Source organism: Ruegeria sp. CDSC085 (assembly GCF_059610465.1).
On sequence record NZ_JBXWNR010000004.1, the window covers coordinates 156,602 to 178,306 of the forward strand.

23 protein-coding genes are annotated in these 21,705 nt (G+C 57.9%); 13 read left to right on the plus strand and 10 right to left on the minus strand.

The annotated features are described in order from the left end of the window. Positions 1–162 precede the first annotated feature (162 nt). Entirely contained in the window at positions 163–903 is a 741-nt protein-coding gene (locus tag AC2FJB_RS08690; RefSeq protein ID WP_496717974.1) for a zinc-ribbon domain-containing protein, read from the plus strand. A gap of 3 nt (positions 904–906) precedes the next feature. On the opposite strand, the gene AC2FJB_RS08695 is transcribed toward AC2FJB_RS08690, so the two are convergent. From AC2FJB_RS08695 to argH, 4 genes are all read right to left on the minus strand, one after another. Continuing rightward, entirely contained in the window at positions 907–3,450 is a 2,544-nt protein-coding gene (locus AC2FJB_RS08695; RefSeq protein WP_496717972.1) for a TIGR02302 family protein, read from the minus strand. Positions 3,451–3,487: 37 nt separating this feature from the next. Then, complete coding sequence (gene lysA, locus AC2FJB_RS08700; protein ID WP_496672356.1) at positions 3,488–4,753, minus strand: diaminopimelate decarboxylase; 1,266 nt, start codon at positions 4,751–4,753, stop codon at positions 3,488–3,490. A gap of 62 nt (positions 4,754–4,815) precedes the next feature. Next, positions 4,816–4,971 carry a hypothetical protein gene (locus AC2FJB_RS08705; RefSeq protein WP_162896828.1) on the minus strand — a complete coding sequence of 52 codons (156 nt, stop codon included), beginning with the start codon at positions 4,969–4,971 and terminating at the stop codon, positions 4,816–4,818. A 284-nt stretch (positions 4,972–5,255) separates the two neighbouring features. Further along, positions 5,256–6,644, minus strand: a complete 1,389-nt coding sequence (gene argH, locus AC2FJB_RS08710) for an argininosuccinate lyase (RefSeq protein WP_496717971.1) — start codon at positions 6,642–6,644, stop codon at positions 5,256–5,258. Between the two features lie 21 nt (positions 6,645–6,665). On the opposite strand from argH, the gene AC2FJB_RS08715 reads away from it, so the two are divergent. The 11 genes from AC2FJB_RS08715 (at position 6,666) to yddG (ending at position 15,096) form a co-directional block, all read left to right on the plus strand. Then, entirely contained in the window at positions 6,666–7,232 is a 567-nt protein-coding gene (locus AC2FJB_RS08715) for a TlpA disulfide reductase family protein (RefSeq protein ID WP_496717970.1), read from the plus strand. Then, positions 7,216–7,665: a hypothetical protein gene (locus tag AC2FJB_RS08720; RefSeq protein WP_496818153.1), complete on the plus strand. Its 450-nt coding sequence runs from the start codon at positions 7,216–7,218 to the stop codon at positions 7,663–7,665. Before AC2FJB_RS08715 ends, AC2FJB_RS08720 begins: the two co-directional genes overlap by 17 nt. Positions 7,666–7,749: 84 nt before the next feature. Next, complete coding sequence (locus tag AC2FJB_RS08725; protein WP_496717967.1) at positions 7,750–8,079, plus strand: hypothetical protein; 330 nt, start codon at positions 7,750–7,752, stop codon at positions 8,077–8,079. Positions 8,080–8,138: 59 nt separating this feature from the next. Then, positions 8,139–8,525, plus strand: a complete 387-nt coding sequence (locus tag AC2FJB_RS08730) for a hypothetical protein (protein WP_496717965.1) — start codon at positions 8,139–8,141, stop codon at positions 8,523–8,525. Beyond that, the gene (locus tag AC2FJB_RS08735; protein WP_299899184.1) at positions 8,522–9,493 is read left to right on the plus strand and encodes a sterol desaturase family protein; all 972 of its coding nucleotides are present in this window, start codon (positions 8,522–8,524) and stop codon (positions 9,491–9,493) included. Before AC2FJB_RS08730 ends, AC2FJB_RS08735 begins: the two co-directional genes overlap by 4 nt. A 93-nt stretch (positions 9,494–9,586) precedes the next feature. Next, the gene (locus AC2FJB_RS08740; RefSeq protein WP_117870399.1) at positions 9,587–9,775 is read left to right on the plus strand and encodes a hypothetical protein; all 189 of its coding nucleotides are present in this window, start codon (positions 9,587–9,589) and stop codon (positions 9,773–9,775) included. Between the two features lie 103 nt (positions 9,776–9,878). Next, complete coding sequence (locus AC2FJB_RS08745; RefSeq protein ID WP_496717963.1) at positions 9,879–10,712, plus strand: EAL domain-containing protein; 834 nt, start codon at positions 9,879–9,881, stop codon at positions 10,710–10,712. A gap of 190 nt (positions 10,713–10,902) precedes the next feature. Then, on the plus strand, positions 10,903–12,078 hold the full coding sequence (locus AC2FJB_RS08750; RefSeq protein ID WP_496717961.1) for an acetyl-CoA C-acetyltransferase: 1,176 nt from the start codon (positions 10,903–10,905) through the stop codon (positions 12,076–12,078). Positions 12,079–12,264: 186 nt separating this feature from the next. Then, positions 12,265–12,987 carry an acetoacetyl-CoA reductase gene (gene phbB / locus AC2FJB_RS08755; RefSeq protein WP_496717959.1) on the plus strand — a complete coding sequence of 241 codons (723 nt, stop codon included), beginning with the start codon at positions 12,265–12,267 and terminating at the stop codon, positions 12,985–12,987. A gap of 298 nt (positions 12,988–13,285) precedes the next feature. Then, positions 13,286–14,233, plus strand: coding sequence for a transcriptional regulator GcvA (locus AC2FJB_RS08760; RefSeq protein WP_496717957.1), 948 nt, complete (start codon positions 13,286–13,288; stop codon positions 14,231–14,233). Further along, positions 14,230–15,096 (plus strand): aromatic amino acid exporter YddG, encoded by an 867-nt coding sequence (yddG, locus tag AC2FJB_RS08765; protein ID WP_496717955.1) that lies wholly within the window; start codon positions 14,230–14,232, stop codon positions 15,094–15,096. Before AC2FJB_RS08760 ends, yddG begins: the two co-directional genes overlap by 4 nt. On the opposite strand, the gene AC2FJB_RS08770 is transcribed toward yddG, so the two are convergent. The 3 genes from AC2FJB_RS08770 to AC2FJB_RS08780 all read right to left on the minus strand — a co-directional run bounded on the left by AC2FJB_RS08770 (position 15,093) and on the right by AC2FJB_RS08780 (position 16,364). After that, positions 15,093–15,257 (minus strand): YdcH family protein, encoded by a 165-nt coding sequence (locus tag AC2FJB_RS08770; protein ID WP_083445267.1) that lies wholly within the window; start codon positions 15,255–15,257, stop codon positions 15,093–15,095. The two genes, yddG and AC2FJB_RS08770, sit on opposite strands and share 4 nt — an antisense overlap. Positions 15,258–15,387: 130 nt before the next feature. Continuing rightward, positions 15,388–16,152, minus strand: a complete 765-nt coding sequence (locus AC2FJB_RS08775) for a tRNA1(Val) (adenine(37)-N6)-methyltransferase (protein ID WP_299899194.1) — start codon at positions 16,150–16,152, stop codon at positions 15,388–15,390. Continuing rightward, positions 16,149–16,364, minus strand: a complete 216-nt coding sequence (locus tag AC2FJB_RS08780) for a putative signal transducing protein (protein ID WP_117870413.1) — start codon at positions 16,362–16,364, stop codon at positions 16,149–16,151. The genes AC2FJB_RS08775 and AC2FJB_RS08780 overlap by 4 nt, the downstream gene beginning before the upstream one ends. A 56-nt stretch (positions 16,365–16,420) precedes the next feature. Between AC2FJB_RS08780 and AC2FJB_RS08785 the strand changes: the two genes are divergently transcribed. Next, positions 16,421–17,419: a polyprenyl synthetase family protein gene (locus AC2FJB_RS08785; RefSeq protein ID WP_496717952.1), complete on the plus strand. Its 999-nt coding sequence runs from the start codon at positions 16,421–16,423 to the stop codon at positions 17,417–17,419. Here AC2FJB_RS08785 and AC2FJB_RS08790 read toward each other — a convergent pair. The 3 genes from AC2FJB_RS08790 to AC2FJB_RS08800 all read right to left on the minus strand — a co-directional run bounded on the left by AC2FJB_RS08790 (position 17,412) and on the right by AC2FJB_RS08800 (position 21,685). Beyond that, entirely contained in the window at positions 17,412–18,233 is an 822-nt protein-coding gene (locus AC2FJB_RS08790; RefSeq protein ID WP_496717950.1) for a 4-(cytidine 5'-diphospho)-2-C-methyl-D-erythritol kinase, read from the minus strand. The two genes, AC2FJB_RS08785 and AC2FJB_RS08790, sit on opposite strands and share 8 nt — an antisense overlap. After that, positions 18,223–19,893, minus strand: coding sequence for a tetratricopeptide repeat protein (locus AC2FJB_RS08795; RefSeq protein WP_496818158.1), 1,671 nt, complete (start codon positions 19,891–19,893; stop codon positions 18,223–18,225). The genes AC2FJB_RS08790 and AC2FJB_RS08795 overlap by 11 nt, the downstream gene beginning before the upstream one ends. A 145-nt stretch (positions 19,894–20,038) precedes the next feature. After that, a complete protein-coding gene (locus tag AC2FJB_RS08800) occupies positions 20,039–21,685 on the minus strand; it encodes an electron transfer flavoprotein-ubiquinone oxidoreductase (RefSeq protein ID WP_496717948.1) in 1,647 nt (548 codons plus the stop codon). Positions 21,686–21,705 lie beyond the last annotated feature (20 nt).

Below are 21,705 nucleotides of genomic sequence, written 5' to 3' on the forward strand. Positions count from 1 at the left end.
CGCTCTTCTTGCCCGAGCATGGTCTTGGTTTCAATGGCTCTACCGAGTCCAATTGGTGACACTTGACCCGTGAAACCGAAAACGCTCTTTGCTGTTGGGTCTTAACGGAATATCATTCCTGAAAAAACTATTATCGGCCCTTCACCCGGCTGAGGAGGCAGCATGCGTCTTACATGTCCGAATTGCAGTGCGCAGTACGAGGTTCCTGACGAGGTCATCCCCGAGGAAGGCCGCGACGTGCAGTGTTCCAACTGCGATCAGACCTGGTTTCAAGCGAAGCACCCCACGGAGCCCGCAAGCACACCAGACGACAAAGCAGAAGCGCCTGAACCGGATGACGCATCGTCCGACGTAGTCGAAGCTCAGCAGGATGCAGAACCGGAACCCGTTGAAGAGGTGGTATCCGAAGATGAGCCCGAAGTTGACGAACCCGTTGCGTCCACCGGAAATGTCGATCCTTCCGTTGCCAGCATTCTGAAAGAAGAAGCTGCTCGCGAAGCGGAACTTCGGTCGCAGGAAGGCAGTAGCCTTGAGAGCCAGCCCGATCTGGGGCTGGATACGCCGTCAGAGCCCAAGGTGCGACCCAAACGGCCTTCGGCTTCGGAAACCGCAGTTGATGCCGGGCAGACAGACGCGTTACCGGATGTCGAGGCAATCAATTCCTCTATGCGATCAGATGAGCCGGAAGAGGCCGCGCAAACACCGCGCAAATCGGGAGGGTTCTTACGCGGTTTTGCGCTGATGCTGATCATCGGCGTGATTCTGTATCTGATCTATGGAAATGCCCAACAGATCAGCGAGGTGATCCCCCAGACCGAACCGTTGCTCAGTTCATATGTGTCACTTTTGGATCAGGCGCGAATCTGGCTTGAAGCACAGGTTGGGTCGGGCACCCAGAACTAAGGTCTAGAACCGCTCCAACAAACGTTTCAGGTATTCCAGTTCGATCTGGGGGCGGTCCGATTCCCCGGTTCTGCGTCGGATTTCATCCAGCAGTTCCCGCGCCCGGCGGTACACGTCTTCGCCTTGCAGCAGATTCTCATCCGTTGAAATCGAACCGGCGGCACCCGGGTTTCGGCCCAGTGGATCGCGGTTATTGGCTTGCATATCGCCATCCTGCGTTCCCTGACCCGGTTGGTTTTGCTGGTTCTGCGCCATCGCCTCGCCCAGCGACCGCATGCCTTCACGCAACGCTTCCATGGCTTCGGATTGCTGATCGATGGCTTCCGCCAGATCGTCACCGCGCAGGGCTTGTTCCGCCTCGTCCATCGCGCGCCCGGCCCGGTCCAGCGCCTCACGCGCGGCGTCGCCTTCGGGTGTGCCTGCGCCGGGCAGCCCCTGTTGCTGGCGGCCCAGCTCATCTCTCAGAGCCTGCTGACGATCCGCGAGTGAACCTTGACCCTGCTGGCCTTCGCCAGCCTGATCCGAGCCTTCCCCCTGACCGCCCTGACCTTCGTGGCTTTGCCCCCGGCCCTGCCCGCCGTTGCGCCCCTCATTGCCCTGGCTTTCACCGGATTGGGCGCCGGGGTTGAACTGTTCCTGCAAATCACGGAAGGCCTGATCGCTCAGACCTTGCTGTTCGCGCAGGGTTTCCGCCAATCCTTCCATGGCCTGCTGACCCTCGGACTGCTGGCCCTGACCCTGTCCCTGGGTCACACGCATGTTTTCCATCATCTGCTGGAACTCTTCCAATGCCTGCTGGGCCTCGGCCATCCGGCCCTGTTCCATAAGTTCCTGAATGCGGTCCATCATTCGTTGCAGGTCATCCTGCGTCATTTGCAGGGATTCGCCGTTCTGGCCGGGCTGACGCTCGCCATCTTCACCATTGGGCTGAGCCAGCCGCTGCAACTGCTGGAGGTAATCCTGCGTCGCTTCGCGCAATTCCTGCATCAGTTCCGCGATTTCTTCGTCGCTGGCCCCGTTCTGCATCGCTTCGGTCAGACGTTCCTGCGCGCGGCGCATTCGTTCCAGCGCATCCGCCAGCGTGCCATCCTCGATCAACACGGCAAGATCCCAGAGGGCCTGAGCGATCTCTGCCTGCTGTTCAGGTTTCAACCCGTATTGATCAAAGGTCTCAAGCCGCCGCAGTACGACCCTCAAGCGCAAATAGGCAGTGTCCGAACGAAACAGGTCCTCTGGCAGATGAGATACAGCCCGCAGTAGTTGCGCGATGCGAGGCGCGTTGGAGCGCGACCAGAGCAGATCACGCCGTTGTTCGACCACCGCAGCAGCCAACGGATCAAAAAACCGTCGGGCCGGCAGGTCGGTCACATATGGTTCGGAGGAAGATTGCTGATCCGCCGCGTCCGTAGCCATCAAAGTAATCCGGACCGGCAAATGCGCCCAGGGGTGTTGCGAGAAGTCCTCGATCAGATCTTCGGCAAAGTCCGCCCGGTCGCCCGTGATCGGCATCGGCAGTTCAATCTCGATCGCTTCCCGTGGTTCGGGCTCTGCTGCCAGACCATAACGGCGATCAACGGCAGCCAGATCCAGTTCAATCCGGGCTGAACCTGAAACCACACCATAGTCATCTCCTGCGACGAATGGCAGCTTCATCTGCCCGCCCGCCTCGGCCTCAGCCGATCCGGCCACGGCTATCTGTGGTGCCGTGTCGTCAATGATATCAACGGCCCATTCCCGCCCCGAAGGCCCGTCGATGCGCAATTGACCAGAGCGTTCGGCCACGAATTCCTGCTCTGGGTCGGTCGCAGCTTCGACGCCCAGGGCCGAGCTGTTTTCGGTCAGGCTATGTGCGCCAACCTCACCGTAAAGCCGTAAGGTAATGCGGCTGCCTTTGGGCACGGAAAGCTCCGCGTCCGTTTGATCCGCGAGGTACAGCGTCGGAAGGCCCGTGTAACGGGGTGGTTCAACCCATCCTTCCCAAGTCGGTCCTTGCCCGGCGGCTGCAGTACCCGGTGCCATATCCACCACCGACCCCACGCGCCACAAAGAGCCGAAAACCAGCGCTACGACAAAAGCCAGCAATGCCGCGTAGCGCAGCGCATACGGATCTCGCGATGCCAACCGAAGGTCTGGTTTGACAGGCTCGGCCGTCGCGACCCGTTGCGCCATCCGGGCTTTATGCGCTTGCCATAGCACCACGGAATCCCGATCGGCCGCACCGATGGCCTGATCATCCATCAAGGCCTGAATCGGCCGGCCTGGAAGGGTCTCATCCAGACGTGTCAGAGCGTCCGCACGCGAGGGTAGATTGAACTTTCGCAGGCCAAGAGCAACCGCCACCACAAGCGACACCAAAGCCAGCGCACCGGCACCCCAGACGATTTCCACCGAAACGTGATCTTGCAGCCCCAGCATCAATGCCGCAAGCAGAACCAGTACAATCGAGAACACCGGCCAGAATGCGCTCAGCACCTGTTCGGCCACCATGCCGACATGGGTCAGCCACAGGGACAGGCGCGGAATGGGCAGGTTGGAACGGTCGGACAAGACGGGCCTCCGGGGTTTGGCCCGCGCGGTTATCGCGTCAAAGCCACGTAGGTATGGTATCGCGGTTTATGATTTCGTCAAAGCTTGGGCGTTCACGAATGACTGCAAATTGATCGCCATTGACCAGAACCTCGGGGATCAGCGGGCGGGTATTGTACTCGCTGGCCATCACCGCGCCATAGGCACCCGCGCTGCGGAAGGCGATCAGGTCTCTCGATTTCAGCGGCGGCATGTTGCGCTGCTTGGCAAAAGTGTCACCGGATTCGCAAACCGGGCCGACGATGTCATAGGCTTGCTGTTCCACGCCTGCCGCCGGCTCCTGTACCGCGACAATATCGTGATGCGCTTCGTACATTGCCGGACGGATCAGGTCATTCATGGCGGCGTCGACAATCAGGAAGTCACGGCCTTCGCCCGACTTCACATAGATCACCTTGCTGACCATCAGCCCTGCATTGCCTGCGATCAGGCGACCCGGCTCTATCTCGATCTCACAGCCCAGATGGCCCAGTGTCTTCTTGATCAAAGCGCCATATTCCACCGGCAGCGGCGGCGCGTCATTCGAGCGGGTATAAGGAATCCCCAATCCACCGCCCAGATCAAGACGGCGGATGTTGTGGCCTTCAGCCCGCAACTGCTCGGTCAGTTCGGCCACTTTCGTGTAGGCCAGCTCGAACGGCTCCAGTTCGGTCAGTTGCGAGCCTATGTGGACGTCGATGCCGATCACCTCCAGCCCGGGCAGGCTGGCCGCATGCGCATAGACTTCCGAGGCGCGGGAAATCGGTATTCCAAACTTGTTCTCGGACTTGCCGGTCGCAATCTTGGCATGGGTCTTGGCATCCACATCAGGATTCACCCGGACAGTGATCGGAGCAACCACACCCAATTCCAGTGCAATGGCGTTGATCACTTCCATCTCGGGCTCGGATTCGACGTTGAACTGACGAATGCCGCCGGTCAGCGCCGTACGTATCTCTTCCGCCGTTTTACCTACACCCGAAAACACGATTTTTTCTCCCGGAACTCCCGCCGCCTTGGCCCGCAGGTACTCACCGCCCGAGACCACGTCCATCCCCGCGCCTGCCTGCGCCAGGGTCTTCAGGATCGCCTGATTGCTGGCCGCTTTCATCGCGTAGCAGACAAGGTGGTCCGTGCCGTCAAGCGCATCGTCAAACAGCTGGAAATGCCGCAGCAAGGTTGCGGTGGAATAGACATAGAACGGCGTTCCGACCGCAGCAGCGATTTCGGAGACAGGGACATCCTCGGCGAAAAGCGCGCCGTCGCGGTAGAGAAAATGATCCATACCTGCGCGCTTAGACCAGAAGATGGCTTCGAATCAATGGATTCCGAACCCATCCACCAGGTTTAATTTCGGGTTGAAACTCCAACCCGGCCATAGCCCGAGATCGAAACTCCGGTGCCCGATTGCTTGGGTTCGGCCGCAGGTTCCGGGCGTCTTGCCGATGTAGGTTCGCAAGCCGTCAAAACCGCAAATACCAGAAACAGTCCTAGTGTTCTCATTTCAGTATCTTTTCTTTGGATGACACGCGCATCGACATGCCACCTCGCGTTGGTAGATCAAAAACCGATGCGCAACATGAAAATGGCTCAGAATCCCAGGTAAATACCCAGCGGTCCACGGCTCAGACCCACACCGCCGCCAACATACGCTCCGCTTGAGCCAACCCCAACTGTCGCACTGACAGTTGGCTGTGCGGGCGCGGGCTGAACGGGCTCGCCATCGGCTCCGCATCCGGCCAGTATTAGGCCGAAAACTATAAACAAGCTCGCACGCAGCGCGATCATCACACGATTGCCTTCCATCGTTCAACCTGAGCACGGACCTGATCCGGGGCCGTGCCACCATAGGACTGGCGTGAGTTTACAGAATTATCGACACCAAGGACAGAGTAGACGTCCTTTGTGATCTCGGTATGGACCGACTGCATGTCATCCAGCGTCAGATCCGGCAGGTCACAGCCCTTGTTCTCGGCCATTGCCACCAGAGATCCAGTCACATGATGCGCATCACGGAACGGCAGGCCCAGTACGCGCACCAACCAGTCGGCCAGATCGGTCGCCGTCGAGAAACCCGAACCCGCCGCAGCGGCTAGGCTGTCGCGGTTGGCGGTCATGTCCCTGATCATGCCTTCCATCGCCGCCAGCGCCAGCATCCAGTTGTCGGCGGCGTCAAAGACCTGTTCCTTGTCTTCCTGCATGTCCTTGGAATAGGCCAGTGGCAGGCCTTTCATCACCATCATCAGCGCCGTGTTGGCCCCAAAAATCCGTCCCACCTTGGCGCGAATCAGTTCGGCCGCGTCGGGGTTCTTTTTCTGCGGCATGATCGATGATCCGGTCGAGAAGCGATCTGACAACGTGACAAAGCGGAATTGCGCCGAGGACCAGATCACCAGCTCTTCGGCAAAGCGCGACAGGTGAATGGCGCAGATCGAGGCCACCGACAGGAACTCCAGCGCGAAATCCCGGTCACTAACGGCGTCCAGCGAGTTGGCAGCGGGGCGGTCAAAGCCCAGCGCCTCAGCCGTCATATGACGGTCGATCGGAAACGACGTGCCAGCCAGCGCAGCTGCGCCCAGCGGGGATTCGTTCATCCGGGCGCGGGCGTCACGAACGCGGGACAAATCACGGCCAAACATCTCGACATAGGCCATCATGTGATGGCCCCATGTCACAGGCTGCGCCGTTTGCAGGTGGGTAAAACCCGGCATGACCCAATCGGCCCCGGCCTCGGCCTGCGCCAAAAGCGCGCGGATCAGGGCCAACAGGCCGGATTCAGCCGCGTCCAGCTGATCGCGGACCCACAGCTTGAAATCGGTTGCGACCTGATCGTTGCGCGACCGGCCTGTGTGCAAACGGCCTGCGGGCTCGCCAATGATCTCTTTCAGGCGCGCCTCGACATTCATGTGGATGTCTTCCAGCGCAGTCGAAAACTGAAACTCTCCGTTCTGGATTTCTGACAAAACGGTGAGCAGCCCTTCCCGAATGGCTTCAGCGTCACTATCACTTATGACGCCTGTGGCAGCCAACATGGCCGCATGGGCGCGCGAGCCTGCGATGTCCTGGGCTGCCATCCGCTGATCGAACCCGATCGAGGCGTTGATCGCCTCCATGATCGCGTCTGGACCGGCGGCAAAGCGGCCGCCCCACATCTGGTTCGAGGATTGATCGGTCATGTAAGAAAACCCGGAGTTGATATGCGCCTATTTCGTCTGATCCCCCTTTATATGGCCCTTGCGCTGGGTGCAAACGCCGCTTTGGCGACCGATGCCGAGACGCTCGCCCCTCTGCGGGAAGACAGCCTGAAACGCCTGATCCTGCATAAAGAGCCCAAACCGGCCAAACTGATTGAGTTTCAGCTGGAAGATGACAGCGGTGTCGGAACACTTGCTGATTACGAGGGCAAGTATGTGTTGCTGAATTTCTGGGCCACCTGGTGTGCGCCCTGCCGCAAGGAAATGCCTCAGATTGCCGAGCTTCAGGAAGAATTCGGCGGCGACAAGTTTCAGGTTCTGACGTTGGCCACGGGTCGCAATTCACCTGCCGGTATCAAAAAGTTCTTTGAAGAAAACGGCATCGCCAACCTGCCCCGTCATCAAGACCCCAGTTCGGCAGCTGCGCGTGAGTTTGGCGTGATCGCGTTGCCGATCACAGTCATCCTGAACCCCGAAGGGCAGGAAATCGCCCGGCTGATCGGCGACGCGGAATGGAACTCGGACAGTGCGAAGGCGATTATCTCGACGCTCGTTGGCGCTGAAAGTTAACGCATTTAGAAAAATTCGCGGAGTTGTGGTATCCTCCCACGTATTAAGAGTGGGAGGTTTTTTTATGAAACAAACGATTCTATTCCTTGCTGTTGCAGGCACATTGGCAATCGCTGGCGCCGCACATGCCGACTACAAACGGGTCAAGACCGCAAAGCAGTTCAATTCAGATATTGTTGGAAAAAAGCTGACCGACGAACAAGGCAATGTTTTTGTCGCGAATGCCGATGGCACGATTTCAGCCAAACTCAAAAGCGGGAAAAAGTTCAGTGGAACCTGGGTCTGGAACAAAAAATTCTGGTGCCGAAACGGGGTATTGGACGGCAAGGCACTGGGCACGGATTGTCAGCTTTGGGAAACTGACGGGGACACTGCCCGAATGACCCGTGAAAAAGGCAAGGGCAAAACAACCATTTATTCGATCAACAACTAAAGGCATCACCCCCAATCAATCTCATGGTATACTGTTCCTGCCCTGCCGGGCAGGGCAGGCATATTGTTTGGAATGGAGGCAATGATGAAACCCGTCGTACTGCTGATCGGACGGTTGCCAAATGTGATCGGAGATGTGGCGCGGCAACTGGATCACCTGCCGATAGAGTGGCTGGGTGCACATGACACCGACGAGGTTCGAAAACAGCTGGATGCCGAGCCCCGGATTGCCTGCGCCATGTTGGGCGCGGGACTTGACGACACGATCCGCGGTGAAATGGTGGGCATAATTGCCGCCCGCCGCCCGGATATCTGCATCCACCTGAAGGACCGGGCATCCGGCCCCGAGGGGCTGGTACCTTTCGTCGAACGTGTGGTGCAACACGAGATACTGGAACGGCTGGAAAACAGCTGACGTCACGCCACCTTTGACAGAGTTTCAGCTCCTTTGCACTCTACGCTCAGGAGGATGGAATGCCACTTGAAATTCTATTGGCGCTGGTCGTCGGCGGCATAGCTGGCGTCAGCCTGTTATTGCATCTCACCGGCAGGTCGCAGCAGGTGATGCTGACGCCCGACACGGCACGCTCACAATGGGCACGTCACTTTCCGGACGATGATGTGGTCGACGTCACGGTTTCCCATGATGGCCACGCCGCGGTGGTGCGCACCAGTACGGGCAATGGGTTGCTTTGGTCCTTCGGGGTCGACACCGTTGCCCGGCATCTGCTGGACTATGACCTTCTGGATCATCCGGAAGGTTATGAGATTCTGTTTCACGAATTCTCGGCACCCAAAACACTCATTCGACTGGACGAATTCGAACGCCATCACTGGCGTTACCTGATGGAGCCCGCATGACAAACCAGATTAGTTTTCCCGATGCGGTACAATGGGCCGTTCCTTTTTTCATCGCAGCGATTCTGGCTGAGTTTCTGTGGATCGCAGTCAAAGGCAAAGGCGGGCGTTATGAAACACGCGATGCGGTGACCTCATTGATAATGGGCGCTGGAAACATCGCGTCGGGCTTTTTGCTGGGCTTTATCGCCTATGCGTTTTTCATGTGGCTGTGGCAGATCACTCCGATGAACCTGGGTACATCAATTCCCGTTATCATCCTGTGCTTTGTCCTGGATGATCTGCGTTATTACTGGGTCCACCGCTTTGGCCATCGCATCCGCTGGGTCTGGGCCAGCCACGTAAACCATCACAGCTCACAGCACTATAACCTAACGACCGCACTGCGGCAGACATGGACCTATACATTCACCTTCATGATGGTCGTACGCGCTCCACTGATCCTGCTTGGGTTCCATCCGGCGATGGTTTTGTTCGTCGGTGGCCTCAATCTGATCTATCAGTTCTGGATTCACACAGAAGCCATCGGCAAGATGCCCCGCTGGTTCGAGGCAGTAATGAACACGCCCAGCCATCACCGCGCCCATCATGGCCGCAACGCGCGCTATCTGGATTGCAACTATGCCGGGGTGTTCATCATCTGGGACAAGATGTTTGGCACTTTTGTGCCAGAACAGGAAAACGACCGGGTAGATTACGGGTTGGTTCACAATATCGGCACCTTCAACCCGCTGCGCGTTGCGTTTCACGAATGGGTCGGCATCTGGAACGATGCCACGCAGCCCGGGCTGACCCTGCGCCAGCGGTTGGCCTATTGCTTCGCGCCACCGGGGTACAGCCACGATGGCAGCCGGGACAATTCGGAACAGATCAAGGCCAAGCATCTGACGCGCCATCCAGAAGATCGCGGAACGCCCGGTTTTGAGAATCTGGACCGAAAGTTGCCCAGCGGACAAGCAGAAAAGGCCTGAACCTGCTGACTAAAGCCTGCTTGTACCTTGAAATCTGGTCTTTGTGCGCCATATCGGTCGATAGGCGTAGTGTAAGAGTGAGCGAGGGTCGGCATGAACCGTTTGGCAACCATTTCAACCTTTGTTGGGTTGTTCGGCTTGATGATTGCCATGCTCGCAGCCCTTGGCGGCGCTGTTGCAACCCTGATTGCGCTTGGTTTTGCAATGATGGCCCTTGGCGCAATGGGCGCGATACTTGGTGCAGCAGCCTCACTGGCGCGCGCGTGGCAATCCGCCCGCTGAGACCGCGCCGCAGATTTTTTTCTGAACCTTTAACCCCAGATTCATCTCTTTGCCCCGAGATTGTGACCGGACACCTGTCCCGGTCACATGGGAATCCGCGCTTATGGGAAACAAAAAACTGGCACATCTGCCTGAGGGGTCGGACAGCCCGTTGAACGCGGCAGTATCGACACGGGATCGTTCGGTCGTGCAGATGGCAACCGATGCAGTGAAGCATAAGCAGTGCAAGCTGGCCTTTCAGCCCGTGATCCAAGCGCACGCCCCACGTGGCGTCGCGTTTTACGAAGGATTCATTCGGGTTCTGGACGAAACCGGTCGCGTCATCCCGGCGCGCGAGTTCATGCCTCAGGTTGAAAACACACCTATCGGCCGCGAACTCGACTGCGTGGCGCTGGAACTCGGGCTGCGTACCTTGGCAAAGAACCCGGATATTCGTCTGTCGATCAACATGTCTGCTCGCTCAATCGGTTATTCCAACTGGTCCAGAATACTGGACAGGTTTCTGAAACGAGATGCCGGCTTGGGCGAACGGTTGATTCTCGAGATTTCCGAAAGCTCGGCCATGCAGGTACCTGAGCTGGTTGTCGATTTCATGGACCGATTGCAGGATCGCGGCATCGCTTTTGCGCTGGATGACTTTGGTGCCAGCAACTTCAGCTTCCGCCATCTTCGCGAATTTCTGTTCGACGCGGCGAAAATCGATGGCCAGTTTGTGCGGGGTATCAGCAACAATCCTGACAACCAGACATTGGTGCGGGCCCTGATCGCGGTGGCCCGTGAATTTGAAATTCTGGTCACAGCCGAATCGGTTGAAACGCAGGAGGATGCCGCGTTTTTGGTCGCAAGTGGTGTGGATTGCCTGCAAGGGTTCTTGTTTGGCGCACCCAGTGTCGCGGAACCCTGGAAGCAGGAAAACAAATCAAAAACAGGCAGTTGAACGCCTTTTGACCGACATTTTAATGTCTTTTCAGACACTGAGACAAGCTGCCCGTTGCTGCATGTGCAGCATTACGCTATTGCAAGAGTACTTGAGCGGGGGATCACGGGGCGCTCTTGTTTCGAGAGGACACCTCTTGACCTGCGCCGTCAGAAATTCCGCTGGCCCATGACGGTAAAGGACTGATCATATGACCAACGTAGTAATCGCATCCGCCGCACGAACAGGTGTCGGCAGCTTCAGTGGTTCGTTTGCGAACACCCCTGCCCATGATCTGGGCGCTGCCGTCCTGGAAGCAGTTGTCGAGCGCGCCGGAGTAGAAAAAGGCGAAGTCAGCGAAACCATTATGGGTCAGGTTCTGACTGCCGCCCAAGGCCAGAACCCCGCGCGTCAGGCGCATATCAATGCCGGCCTGCCACAGGAAAGCGCCGCATGGGGTATCAATCAGGTTTGCGGCTCGGGCCTGCGCGCCGTTGCATTGGGCGCTCAACATATCCAGTTGGGCGACGCGGAAATCGTCGCTGCAGGTGGCCAGGAAAACATGTCTCTGTCACCCCACGCTGCCGCCCTGCGCGCCGGTCACAAGATGGGCGACATGAAGTACATCGACACGATGATCCGCGATGGTCTGTGGGATGCTTTCAACGGCTATCACATGGGTCAGACTGCCGAGAACGTTGCTGAAAAATGGCAGATCAGCCGCGAGATGCAGGATGAATTCGCCGTCGCCTCGCAGAACAAGGCAGAAGCTGCTCAGAAAGCCGGAAAATTCGCAGACGAAATCGTGCCCTTCACCATCAAGACCCGTAAAGGCGACATCGTGATGGACAAGGACGAATACATTCGCCACGGCGCAACAATGGAGGCCATGACTAAGCTTCGCCCGGCCTTTACCAAGGACGGCTCTGTCACCGCGGCCAACGCATCCGGCCTGAATGACGGCGCTGCGGCCACGTTGCTGATGTCAGCCGAAAACGCCGGAAAGCGTGGAATCGAACCTCTGGGACGCATCGCATCCTACGCGACCGCCGGTCTGGACCCATCGATCATGGGCGTCGGCCCGATCTACGCGTCGCGCAAAGCGCTGGAAAAAGCAGGCTGGTCGGTTGACGATCTGGATCTGGTAGAAGCCAACGAAGCCTTTGCCGCACAGGCTTGCGCCGTGAACAAGGATATGGGCTGGGATCCGTCGATCGTGAACGTAAACGGTGGCGCGATTGCCATCGGTCACCCGATCGGCGCTTCGGGCTGCCGTGTTTTGAACACTTTGCTGTTCGAAATGAAGCGTCGCGATGCAAAAAAGGGTCTGGCGACCTTGTGCATCGGCGGCGGCATGGGCGTTGCCCTGTGTGTGGAGCGCGACTAAGCGCTTTGACAATCAAATAGAAATAGGCGCCCAGTTGGGCGCCTTTTTTGTTACATTGAGGTTCTACCTCTTGGATGCGACGATATTGCCGCCCGGAATCCGAAATTCATGACGAAACAATATTGCGCACGATCATATCTCAGAGTAACAGCATTACCAAGACGACTAAAATTGAAGGAGTCATAAATGGCACGAACAGCACTCGTAACCGGCGGTTCCCGCGGCATTGGCGCAGCAATTTCCAAGGCGCTCAAAGCCGAAGGGTATAGCGTTGCGGCCACCTATGCAGGGAATGACGAAGCCGCCGCAAAATTCACCGAAGAAACCGGTATAAAGACCTACAAGTGGAATGTCGCCGATTACGACGAATCCAAAGCAGGCATCGAACAGGTCGAAGCCGAGGTTGGCCCCATCGATATCGTTGTCGCCAACGCAGGCATCACCCGCGATGCTCCGTTCCACAAAATGACCCCCGACCAGTGGAAGGACGTGATCGACACCAACCTGACCGGTGTGTTCAACACCGTACACCCCGTCTGGCCCGGCATGCGCGAGCGCAAGTTCGGTCGTGTCATCGTCATCAGCTCGATCAACGGTCAGAAAGGCCAATTCGCTCAGGTGAACTATGCTGCGACCAAGGCGGGCGATCTGGGCATCGTGAAGTCTCTGGCGCAGGAAGGCGCGCGAGCGGGCATCACTGCCAACGCAATCTGCCCCGGCTATATCGCAACTGAAATGGTCATGGCTGTGCCTGAGAAAGTGCGCGAGTCCATCATCGGCCAGATCCCGGCCGGACGTCTGGGTGAGCCAGAGGAAATTGCGCGTTGTGTGGCTTTCCTGGCCTCGGATGATTCGCAGTTCATCAACGGCTCGACGATTTCGGCCAACGGTGCGCAATTCTTCGTCTGATCCAGACTTGGAAAGAAAAAGCGGGCCGGTCCCTTTGGGCCGGCCCTTTGTAATCCCGTAAGATCGCGCGCGCTGCGATCAGCGGGAACCGAATACCCATCCCCAAAACTGCCAGACCACCCGGCTGCGCTCTTGATGGGCGCGCAGGATCGCCATTTGGGCGGCGGGATTTGTCGTCATCTCGATCATGGCAGTCTCCTTTTTAAATCAGTTTTATTTGACCTGATGTGAATATGAAGGTTACGAAAGAAAGAGACAAACGAGCTTTCTTGGATATTCCGTTAAGATTTACTTCACTATGAGCGACTATCTTCCACCGCTGACCGCGCTGCGCGCTTTTGACGCCGCAGCCCGGCACATGTCTTTCGCGAGGGCGGCGGAAGAGCTGCATGTGACGCCAGCCGCCCTGTCCTTTCAGATCAAATCGCTAGAAGAACACCTTGGACGGCCGCTGTTTCGCCGCCTGAACCGCGCCGTAGAACTGACCGAGGCGGGCCGTGCCCTCGCGCCCGGTGCGGCAGAAGGGTTTGCCACATTGCAATCCGCGTGGCGCGCAGTGCGCAGACAGGAAGATGGCACAAGCCTGACCGTCACTGCAGGTCCAGCTTTGACCGCCAAGTGGCTGGCGCCACGGCTCTACGAATTTGCTCGGGCGCATCCCGAGATCGATCTGAAATTCTCGGCCACGCTGCGCAACATGGATCTGGAGCGAGACGACGTGGACGTCGCCATCCGGTTCGGGAATTCGGCGGATGACGGGCTGTATTCCGTTCCCGTCAGAAAGGAATGGCTGACCCCTGTCATGACCCCGGAACTTGCGGAACAATTCACCACGCCGGAAAGCCTTCAAGAGGCGCCGTTGATCCATGACGATTCGATCAGTTTTCTGACTCCGCCCTGCGATTGGCCCGCCTGGTTCCGTGCCGTGGGAATGGACTTTACTCCGACCCATGGCGCACATTTTTCTAATGCTGATCACGCGATTGACGCGGCTGTTGCCGGGGTTGGCGTCGCACTGGGGCGGCGCGCCATGATTCTCAAGGACTTGACCGAAGGCCGCTTGGTTGCGCCTTTCAAAGTGGCCCTGGAAACCCTAGGCCGGTTCCGGTTTCTTTGCCTGCCGGGGGCTGAAAACAAACCTCAGATCGCAGCGTTTCGCGATTGGTTCCTGGCCGAGATTGAAAAAACCGCGCATATATCGGATGAGTTCAAAATCGTTCCGATTGAAGAGGTTTCCTCCCCATGACCAAAATGCGTGCAACGGCCATAGGTTTCGTGGCCGTCTTGCTGTGGGCCTTACTGGCGTTGTTCACTGTTGGGTCGGCACCCACGCCGCCGCTGCTGCTGAACACGATCTGTTTTTCGATCGGCGGGGCGCTTGGACTGATCTGGGCGGCGGCAACAGGTGGTCTGAGCGGTTTGAAGCAGGTCCCCTGGACAACTTACCTTTTTGGCGCAATGGGCTTATTTGGCTATCACGCGCTGTATTTTTCAGCTCTGCGCATGGCACCGGCTGCCGAGGCTGGGCTGATCGCTTATCTCTGGCCTCTGCTCATTGTGCTTTTGTCGGGACTTTTGCCAGGTGAACACCTGCGTATCGGTCACCTGATCGGCGCCTGTCTTGGGTTTTCCGGGGCCGCTGTGATCATCGCCGGAGGCGGCGGTGCAGGCTTTCAGGCCCAATACCTGCCGGGGTATGCGTTGGCCTTGCTCTGCGCACTGACATGGTCGGGCTACTCGGTTCGATCGCGCAAATTGGAGGGCACGCCGACAAGTTCCGTGGCGGTATTCTGCCTTGCGGCTGCGCTCGCCTCGGGGCTGCTGCATCTGGCGGTGGAAGACACTGTATTGCCCGATACGGCACTGGGCTGGGCGTCGGTGCTGGCACTCGGCCTTGGACCAGTCGGGTTGGCGTTTTACGTCTGGGATATTGGTGTAAAGCAAGGCGACATACAAATCCTCGGAACCTCATCATATGCGGCCCCGTTATTGTCGACCCTAGCTTTGGTGGCGGCCGGGATCGCCGCCCCATCTTGGGGGCTTGCGATCGCGGCTTTCCTGATTACCGGCGGGGCCTTGATAGCGGCCCGCGCAAGCCTGAAAACTTAAGCAGACAGGCGCTCGATCTCTTCTTTCAGCTTGAGCTTCTGTTTTTTCAACTGAGCTATGTGGAGATCATCGATGCCTGGCGAGCGTTGGGCTTGTTCCACTTCTAGACCGAGAGATTCGTGCTTTTTCTTCAGTTCCGTCAGATGTGCGCTCACGCTCATTGCGATCCTCCTTGTTTACGTGTCTGTATGTCACGTAAGAATTTGACCACATCGTTTCCACACTGTCACGCTGCAGACGCACAGAATCTGTAATAAATCCGACAAATTCGGCTGGTCATTGCCGATGGCATCAGATCCGAGGCAAAGGGGCGGCCTGCCGAAGCACGGCAGAGACCGCCTCGGTATAGCTTTCACCGTCTTTTTCGTGGCGCTCACCTGCGTGCAGAATCAAAGGCGCATGGAGGCTAAATGCCGCGCGTCCCCCTTTGCGGGCGCTCAGGATGACCAACTCGGCCTGGCGGCCCGCCCGCGCGCTGAGCGGTAGCACCTCGATTGAACCCAGCTTCCCCTGACAGGCCGTCAGCATATCGGGAAGACGATCAGCTTTTTGGATCATGTGCAGAAACCCCCGAGGGGCAAGGCGTTTGGCCGCCACGGCGATCCAGTCGATCAGCGGAGTCTCTTCGCCCAGGGCAATGCTCCGCCCCGTGTCACAGGCGGGGCTATGCGCCCCTGCACGGTAATAGGGCGGGTTCGCAATAACGTGATCAAAGTGGCGCTGTCGAACATCATCAGGCAAAGCGTTCAGGTCTGCCTCAATCACGTCCATATCAAAGCCGTTGATTTCCGAATTTCGGCGCGCCAGATCTGCATAGGCAGGCTGCAATTCGACCCCAACCATTTGCAGCCCCGGTACCCGCGCGGACAGGCACAGAATGGCAGCCCCCGCGCCGCATCCCAGCTCCAGCACGGACTGTCCGGCCTTGGCAGGGACGGATGCAGCCAGCAAAACAGGGTCTACCCCGGCGCGGTAACCTGACGCAGGTTGCAGCAATCGCACCCGACCACCCAGGAAATCGTTGCACGTCAGTTCACTGTCTTTGAAGCGCGTCATCGGCCCAGCGGGATCTCGTTATCGCGCATCACGCGCTCGGCTCGGGTAAGGTCTTCGGTCCGAACCATCAGACGTCGGGGAAAGATTCCGATACCGCCTTCGAGGATGCTCATATTTACGTCCATCTGAAAGCAGTCTATATCCTCGCCCTCAAGGAGAGCGGATGCAAAGGCTAGGATCGTCGGATCGGTACTGCGCAATAGTTCTTTCATGGGGATGGATGTAAGGGCAAGGCGAGGCGGAAGTCGAGCCTTGTATCAGGAGTGTGATGATCGTCGACATGATCTCAAAACCGCATGAGCGCCTGGCCGAAATTCTGGCGGGCGAGATGGAGGCCGTGAACGGGCTGATCCGTACGCGGATGGCGTCGGACCATGCGCCACGTATCCCGGAAGTGACGCAGCACCTGGTCGAAGCCGGTGGAAAACGCCTGCGCCCAATGCTGACATTGGCCGCAGCACGCCTGTTTGGCTATTCCGGCGACCACCACCTGCGCCTTGCGGCGACGGTCGAGTTCATCCACACCGCCACCCTGCTGCATGACGACGTAGTGGATGAGAGCGCGCAGCGACGCGGCCGCCCGACCGCCAATCTGCTGTGGGACAACAAGTCCAGTGTTCTGGTTGGCGATTACCTGTTTTCACGCAGTTTCCAGCTTATGGTCGAAACGGGTTCGCTTCGGGTTCTGGACATCCTTGCCAATGCCTCTGCAACAATTGCCGAAGGCGAAGTGCTGCAAATGACAGCCGCAACCGATCTGCGTACAGATGAAAACGTTTATCTACAGGTTGTGCGTGGTAAGACGGCGGCATTGTTCTCGGCCGCAACCGAGGTGGGCGGTGTGATCGCAGGCGCCTCGGAAGAGCAGATCCAAGCGCTTTTCGACTATGGCGATTCATTGGGCATCGCGTTCCAGATTGCCGATGATCTGCTGGATTATCAGGGCGACAGCAAAACGACCGGAAAAAACGTTGGCGATGACTTCCGTGAACGGAAACTGACCCTGCCTGTCATCAAGGCCCTGGCGCAAGCCACGCCGGAAGAACGCGCCTTTTGGGAGCGTACGATTGAAAAAGGCCGGCAGCAGGACGGTGATCTGGATCACGCGCTGGGTCTGATGAACAAATACGCCACGCTCGAAGAAACCCGGCAAGACGCTTTAGGTTGGGCAAATAAAGCCAAAACCGCTTTGGCTGTATTGCCTGACCACGAAGTTCGCAGTCTGCTGCGCCAACTGGCCGACTACGTGGTTTCGCGCCTCAGTTAAGCTGCGCGGCACGGCACCACCAATCGGGATGGGCTGCGCCGATATCATAAGCCGCGAAATGCGCATCTTTCATCGTCGGATAAAGCGCAAAGCAAGTTGATCCTGACCCTGACATGCGCGCCACCAGAGCGCGATTGGTCATGTTCAGCTCGTCCAGCACCTGTTCAATCTCACGCGCAACACCCATGGCAGGCACTTGCAGATCATTGCGCTGTTCGCCCAGCCACTGGGCGCAATCGTCAGCGCTTGCAAAATCCGGGATAACCTCAGGCATCGGCGGATTGTCTCTGGACGATAGCGCGTCGAAAACGGCACCTGTCGGCACCTGTACATTCGGGTTGACCAAAAGGGCGGGCAGGTGCGGAAGGTTCACCGCCGCCAACCGATCGCCAATGCCCTGCATTCTTATCGCCCGGCCCTTCAGGCAGACGGGTACATCTGCCCCCAGTGTCAACGGCAGCTCCGGCGGGATGTCGCAACCCTGCCCTGCCAAAGCCCCAAGTGTTGCGGCAGCATCCGAAGAGCCACCCCCGATGCCCGCCCCATGCGGCAGAGATTTGCTCAGGTCGATATGCCCGGTCCAACCAACGCCCTCAGCTGCTTTCCAGACCAGATTTCGGCGGTCTGCGGGTACTCCATCGGCAAACTCGCCACGCACGTCCAAAGACAGCTCTGGACCGGGTCTGAATGTCAGCTGATCACCCAGATCAGCGAAAACCACCAGCGAATCCAACAGGTGATAACCGTCCTCACGATGGCCTGTGACATGTAGGGTCAGGTTGATCTTGGCGGGCGCAAACGCCTTAATTTCCATTGGCGACTTTCAATGGCTCCGAACCTTCTTCGGCCAAGACGGCATCCAGCCCGACTTCGATCTTGCGCCGGATGCGATCGGGATCAGCTTCGCCATCAGCATCTTCCGGGTCGATAAAGGACAAGGCGCGGCTCCACTGGAACTCGGCCTCACGTGCGCGCCCGACAGCCCAATAGACGTCACCCAGATGATCATTGACCACCGGATCGACCGGCATCAGCTCAACCGCACGCTCCATGTGTTCGACGGCCTCGTCGTAACGCCCCAGACGGAACAGAACCCAACCCAGACTGTCCACGATGTAGCCGCTATCCGGACGAGCAGCTACAGCGCGTTCGATCATGTCCAGCGCTTCGTCCAGCTTTTCTTTGCGCTCAACCAGCGAATAACCCAGATAGTTCAGAACCTGGGGCTGATCCGGGTTCAGCTCCAGCGCCCGGCGGAAATCAGCTTCGGCCTGATCCCAATGCTTCAGCCTTTCATGGCTGATTCCACGCGCGTAATGCAGGAACCAGTTCCCACCCGCTGCACTATCCGTCAGGGCAATCGCAGTGTCGTAAGAGGTCACCGCGGCCGCATAGTTTTCCTGTCGCCGCTGCAGGTCTGCCAAAGCGACGTGCACACCCGGCAAGTCGGGGTTTTGCGCAGCCAGGTTTTGCAACACTTCGACGGCGGCATCGGTTTTTCCAGAACGGTCCAAAACTTCGGCCCGGCCCAATTCGGCCGCGTGGTGATCGTTGCTGTCCGCTGGGACCAGACGGTACGCCTCAACCGCCAAATCATATTGCTGCAAGTTTTCCAGCAGATCTGCACTCAGCAAAATGGCGTCCACATGATCGGGTCGCAGGAAACTGGCCAAGCGTGTGTACAGCAGAACATAGTCGGCTGAAGCTTCGCTGTTCAACGCGGCACCGACGGTAAAGAATATTTCGGCCATGCCGTCCTGAGCGGATCGGACATGAGTGAACGGCAAGGTTTCTCCTGCTTCCAATTGGCTCAAATAGGTCTCGATGGTCGGGTCACTGCCTGCCACAAACACCTCGTCCAGAAACTGAATGGCGTCCTCGTTGCGATCAAGCTGCGACAAAATCTCGGTGCGGGCCAACGCAGCCCGACGCGAGAACCGGGCAACCGTTCCATCATTGTCCGCAAGTATCGCCTCTGCGCCTTCGAAATCACCGATAGACGCCAATGCCATCGCCTTGTGATAAAGCGCGAATTCCCTGAGGCCATCCTGAGTGGCGACAGAATCGAACTGATCCATCGCCTTCGTCATCTCACCTTGTCCCAGATAAGCCCAGGCGATCATCAGGCCATCAACAAGAGGGCCGACACCCTGTGTTTCAGGGTCACGGGCCAGTAGTTCGTCAAATTTTCCCTCGGCAATCAAATTGACCGATATCACCATCCGCGCAGCCTGGCTGGGCAAGTTGGCTTTCTCGATCTGCTGGGCGACAGGCAGCGCGCGGGCCACTTCCCCCAAAGCGATGCGGGCAACTACAACACTTTCCAGCAGCAGCGCATTTTGGGGATCAAACCTGAGGGCCTGAGCGTAGTACCGTTCAGCGGCAGAATAGTCGCTTTCGTAAATCGCCTGTCGCCCGGCCAGATATGATCCGGCACTCGATTCCGAATAGGCCGGGACTGCGACCGACGACATGAGAAGCACGGACAAAGCCGTGCGACGAACCAGGGAAACCACCGAAATCCTGCCTTGCTATCGTTGACTGAAGTTTAAGCTAGGGCTTCGGCAGGCAAGAGGCAATGGCAGAGCCTTCATGACGCTGCCATTGCCCGTTTTTTGCTTACATGTTCGGATAGTTTGGTCCGTCACCGCCCTGCGGAGTGGTCCAGGTGATGTTCTGACTGGGATCCTTGATGTCGCAGGTTTTGCAGTGAACACAGTTCTGGAAATTGATCACGAATCGCGGACCGTCTTCGTCTTCGACCATCTCATATACACCTGCCGGGCAATAACGCTGCGCCGGTTCGTCGAACTTGGGCAGGTTGACCTTTACCGGGATATCAGGATTGGTCAGACGCAAATGGCAGGGCTGGCTTTCCTCGTGGTTGGTCGCTGCGAACGACACATTCGTCAAACGATCGAAAGACAGCGTTCCATCCGGCTTCGGATAATCGATTGGCTGGTGCTTACTGGCTTCTTCAGTCGATTCTGCATCGTTTTTGCCGTGACCCAGAGTACCGAACAGTGAAAAGCCAAATGTGTTGGTCCACATGTCCAGACCACCCAACATCAGGCTGGCGGTCAGGCCCCACTTCGACCACATCGGCTTGACATTGCGAACCTTTTTCAGGTCGGAACCAATCGCACCATTACGAACTTCAGTCTCGTAAGCCGTCAGTTCATCGCCCGAACGCTCGGCCTTGATGGCGTCATAAGCAGCTTCGGCCGCAGCTTTGCCCGACAGCATCGCGTTGTGGTTGCCTTTGATGCGCGGCACGTTGACCATGCCCGCCGAACAGCCCAACAGCGCCACGCCCGGAGCAACCAGCTTTGGCATTGACTGATAGCCGCCTTCAGTGATCGCACGGGCCCCGTAGGCGACGCGCTTGCCACCTTTCAGCAGATCAGCAACCATCGGGTGGTGCTTGAACCGCTGGAATTCCATGTAGGGATACAGGTGCGGGTTCTTGTAATTCAGGTGAACAACGAAGCCGACGTAAACTTGATTGTTTTCAAGATGGTAGATGAACGAACCGCCGCCTGCGTTGCTGCCCAACGGCCAGCCCATTGTGTGCGTGACGCTGCCTTCCTTGTGCTTGGCCGGGTCGATTTCCCAGATCTCTTTCATGCCGACACCGTATTTCTGCGGCTCTTTGCCGGCAGACAGATCGTATTTGGCAATCACTTCCTTGGAAAGAGAACCCCGGACGCCTTCCGACAGGAACACGTATTTGCCGTGCAGCTCCATCCCCGGTTCGGTGTTGGGGCCATAGGAACCGTCTGGTTCCAGACCGAAGACACCGGCAACCACGCCTTTGACCTCGCCATTTTCGCCATAGACCATTTCCGAGCACGCCATGCCCGGAAAGATCTCGACACCCAGTTCCTCGGCCTGTTCGGCCATCCAGCGGCAGACATTGCCCATCGACACGATGTAGTTGCCGTGGTTGTGCATCAGGGGCGGCATCGGGAAGTTCGGGATACGGACCTGACCCGCCTCTCCCAGCATGTAGAACTTGTCGTCCTTGACCGGTACATTCAGCGGCGCGCCTTTTTCCTTCCAGTCCGGGATCAGAGCATCCAGACCACACGGGTCGAGAACCGCGCCCGACAGGATATGCGCGCCAACCTCCGAACCTTTTTCCAGAACCACAACGTTCAGGTCGGCATCCAGCTGTTTCAAACGGATGGCCGCAGACAGGCCCGCAGGACCTGCACCCACGATCACCACGTCATATTCCATCGCTTCGCGTTCAATCTCGGCCATCGCGGGCTCCTTAGCTAACT

Coding starts and splice junctions, on each gene's coding strand:
- AC2FJB_RS08735 (WP_299899184.1), top strand. CDS start 8,522: ATGACAAACCAGATTAGTTTTCCCGATGCGGTACAATGGGCCGTTCCT.
- AC2FJB_RS08760 (WP_496717957.1), top strand. CDS start 13,286: ATGAGCGACTATCTTCCACCGCTGACCGCGCTGCGCGCTTTTGACGCC.
- lysA (WP_496672356.1), bottom strand. CDS start 4,753: ATGGATCATTTTCTCTACCGCGACGGCGCGCTTTTCGCCGAGGATGTC.
- AC2FJB_RS08785 (WP_496717952.1), top strand. CDS start 16,421: ATGATCGTCGACATGATCTCAAAACCGCATGAGCGCCTGGCCGAAATT.
- yddG (WP_496717955.1), top strand. CDS start 14,230: ATGACCAAAATGCGTGCAACGGCCATAGGTTTCGTGGCCGTCTTGCTG.
- AC2FJB_RS08725 (WP_496717967.1), top strand. CDS start 7,750: ATGAAACCCGTCGTACTGCTGATCGGACGGTTGCCAAATGTGATCGGA.
- AC2FJB_RS08780 (WP_117870413.1), bottom strand. CDS start 16,364: ATGAAAGAACTATTGCGCAGTACCGATCCGACGATCCTAGCCTTTGCA.
- AC2FJB_RS08800 (WP_496717948.1), bottom strand. CDS start 21,685: ATGGCCGAGATTGAACGCGAAGCGATGGAATATGACGTGGTGATCGTG.
- AC2FJB_RS08790 (WP_496717950.1), bottom strand. CDS start 18,233: ATGGAAATTAAGGCGTTTGCGCCCGCCAAGATCAACCTGACCCTACAT.
- AC2FJB_RS08730 (WP_496717965.1), top strand. CDS start 8,139: ATGCCACTTGAAATTCTATTGGCGCTGGTCGTCGGCGGCATAGCTGGC.
- AC2FJB_RS08690 (WP_496717974.1), top strand. CDS start 163: ATGCGTCTTACATGTCCGAATTGCAGTGCGCAGTACGAGGTTCCTGAC.
- AC2FJB_RS08775 (WP_299899194.1), bottom strand. CDS start 16,152: ATGACGCGCTTCAAAGACAGTGAACTGACGTGCAACGATTTCCTGGGT.
- phbB (WP_496717959.1), top strand. CDS start 12,265: ATGGCACGAACAGCACTCGTAACCGGCGGTTCCCGCGGCATTGGCGCA.
- AC2FJB_RS08745 (WP_496717963.1), top strand. CDS start 9,879: ATGGGAAACAAAAAACTGGCACATCTGCCTGAGGGGTCGGACAGCCCG.
- AC2FJB_RS08795 (WP_496818158.1), bottom strand. CDS start 19,893: ATGTCGTCGGTCGCAGTCCCGGCCTATTCGGAATCGAGTGCCGGATCA.
- argH (WP_496717971.1), bottom strand. CDS start 6,644: ATGACCGATCAATCCTCGAACCAGATGTGGGGCGGCCGCTTTGCCGCC.
- AC2FJB_RS08715 (WP_496717970.1), top strand. CDS start 6,666: ATGCGCCTATTTCGTCTGATCCCCCTTTATATGGCCCTTGCGCTGGGT.
- AC2FJB_RS08740 (WP_117870399.1), top strand. CDS start 9,587: ATGAACCGTTTGGCAACCATTTCAACCTTTGTTGGGTTGTTCGGCTTG.
- AC2FJB_RS08770 (WP_083445267.1), bottom strand. CDS start 15,257: ATGAGCGTGAGCGCACATCTGACGGAACTGAAGAAAAAGCACGAATCT.
- AC2FJB_RS08750 (WP_496717961.1), top strand. CDS start 10,903: ATGACCAACGTAGTAATCGCATCCGCCGCACGAACAGGTGTCGGCAGC.
- AC2FJB_RS08705 (WP_162896828.1), bottom strand. CDS start 4,971: ATGAGAACACTAGGACTGTTTCTGGTATTTGCGGTTTTGACGGCTTGC.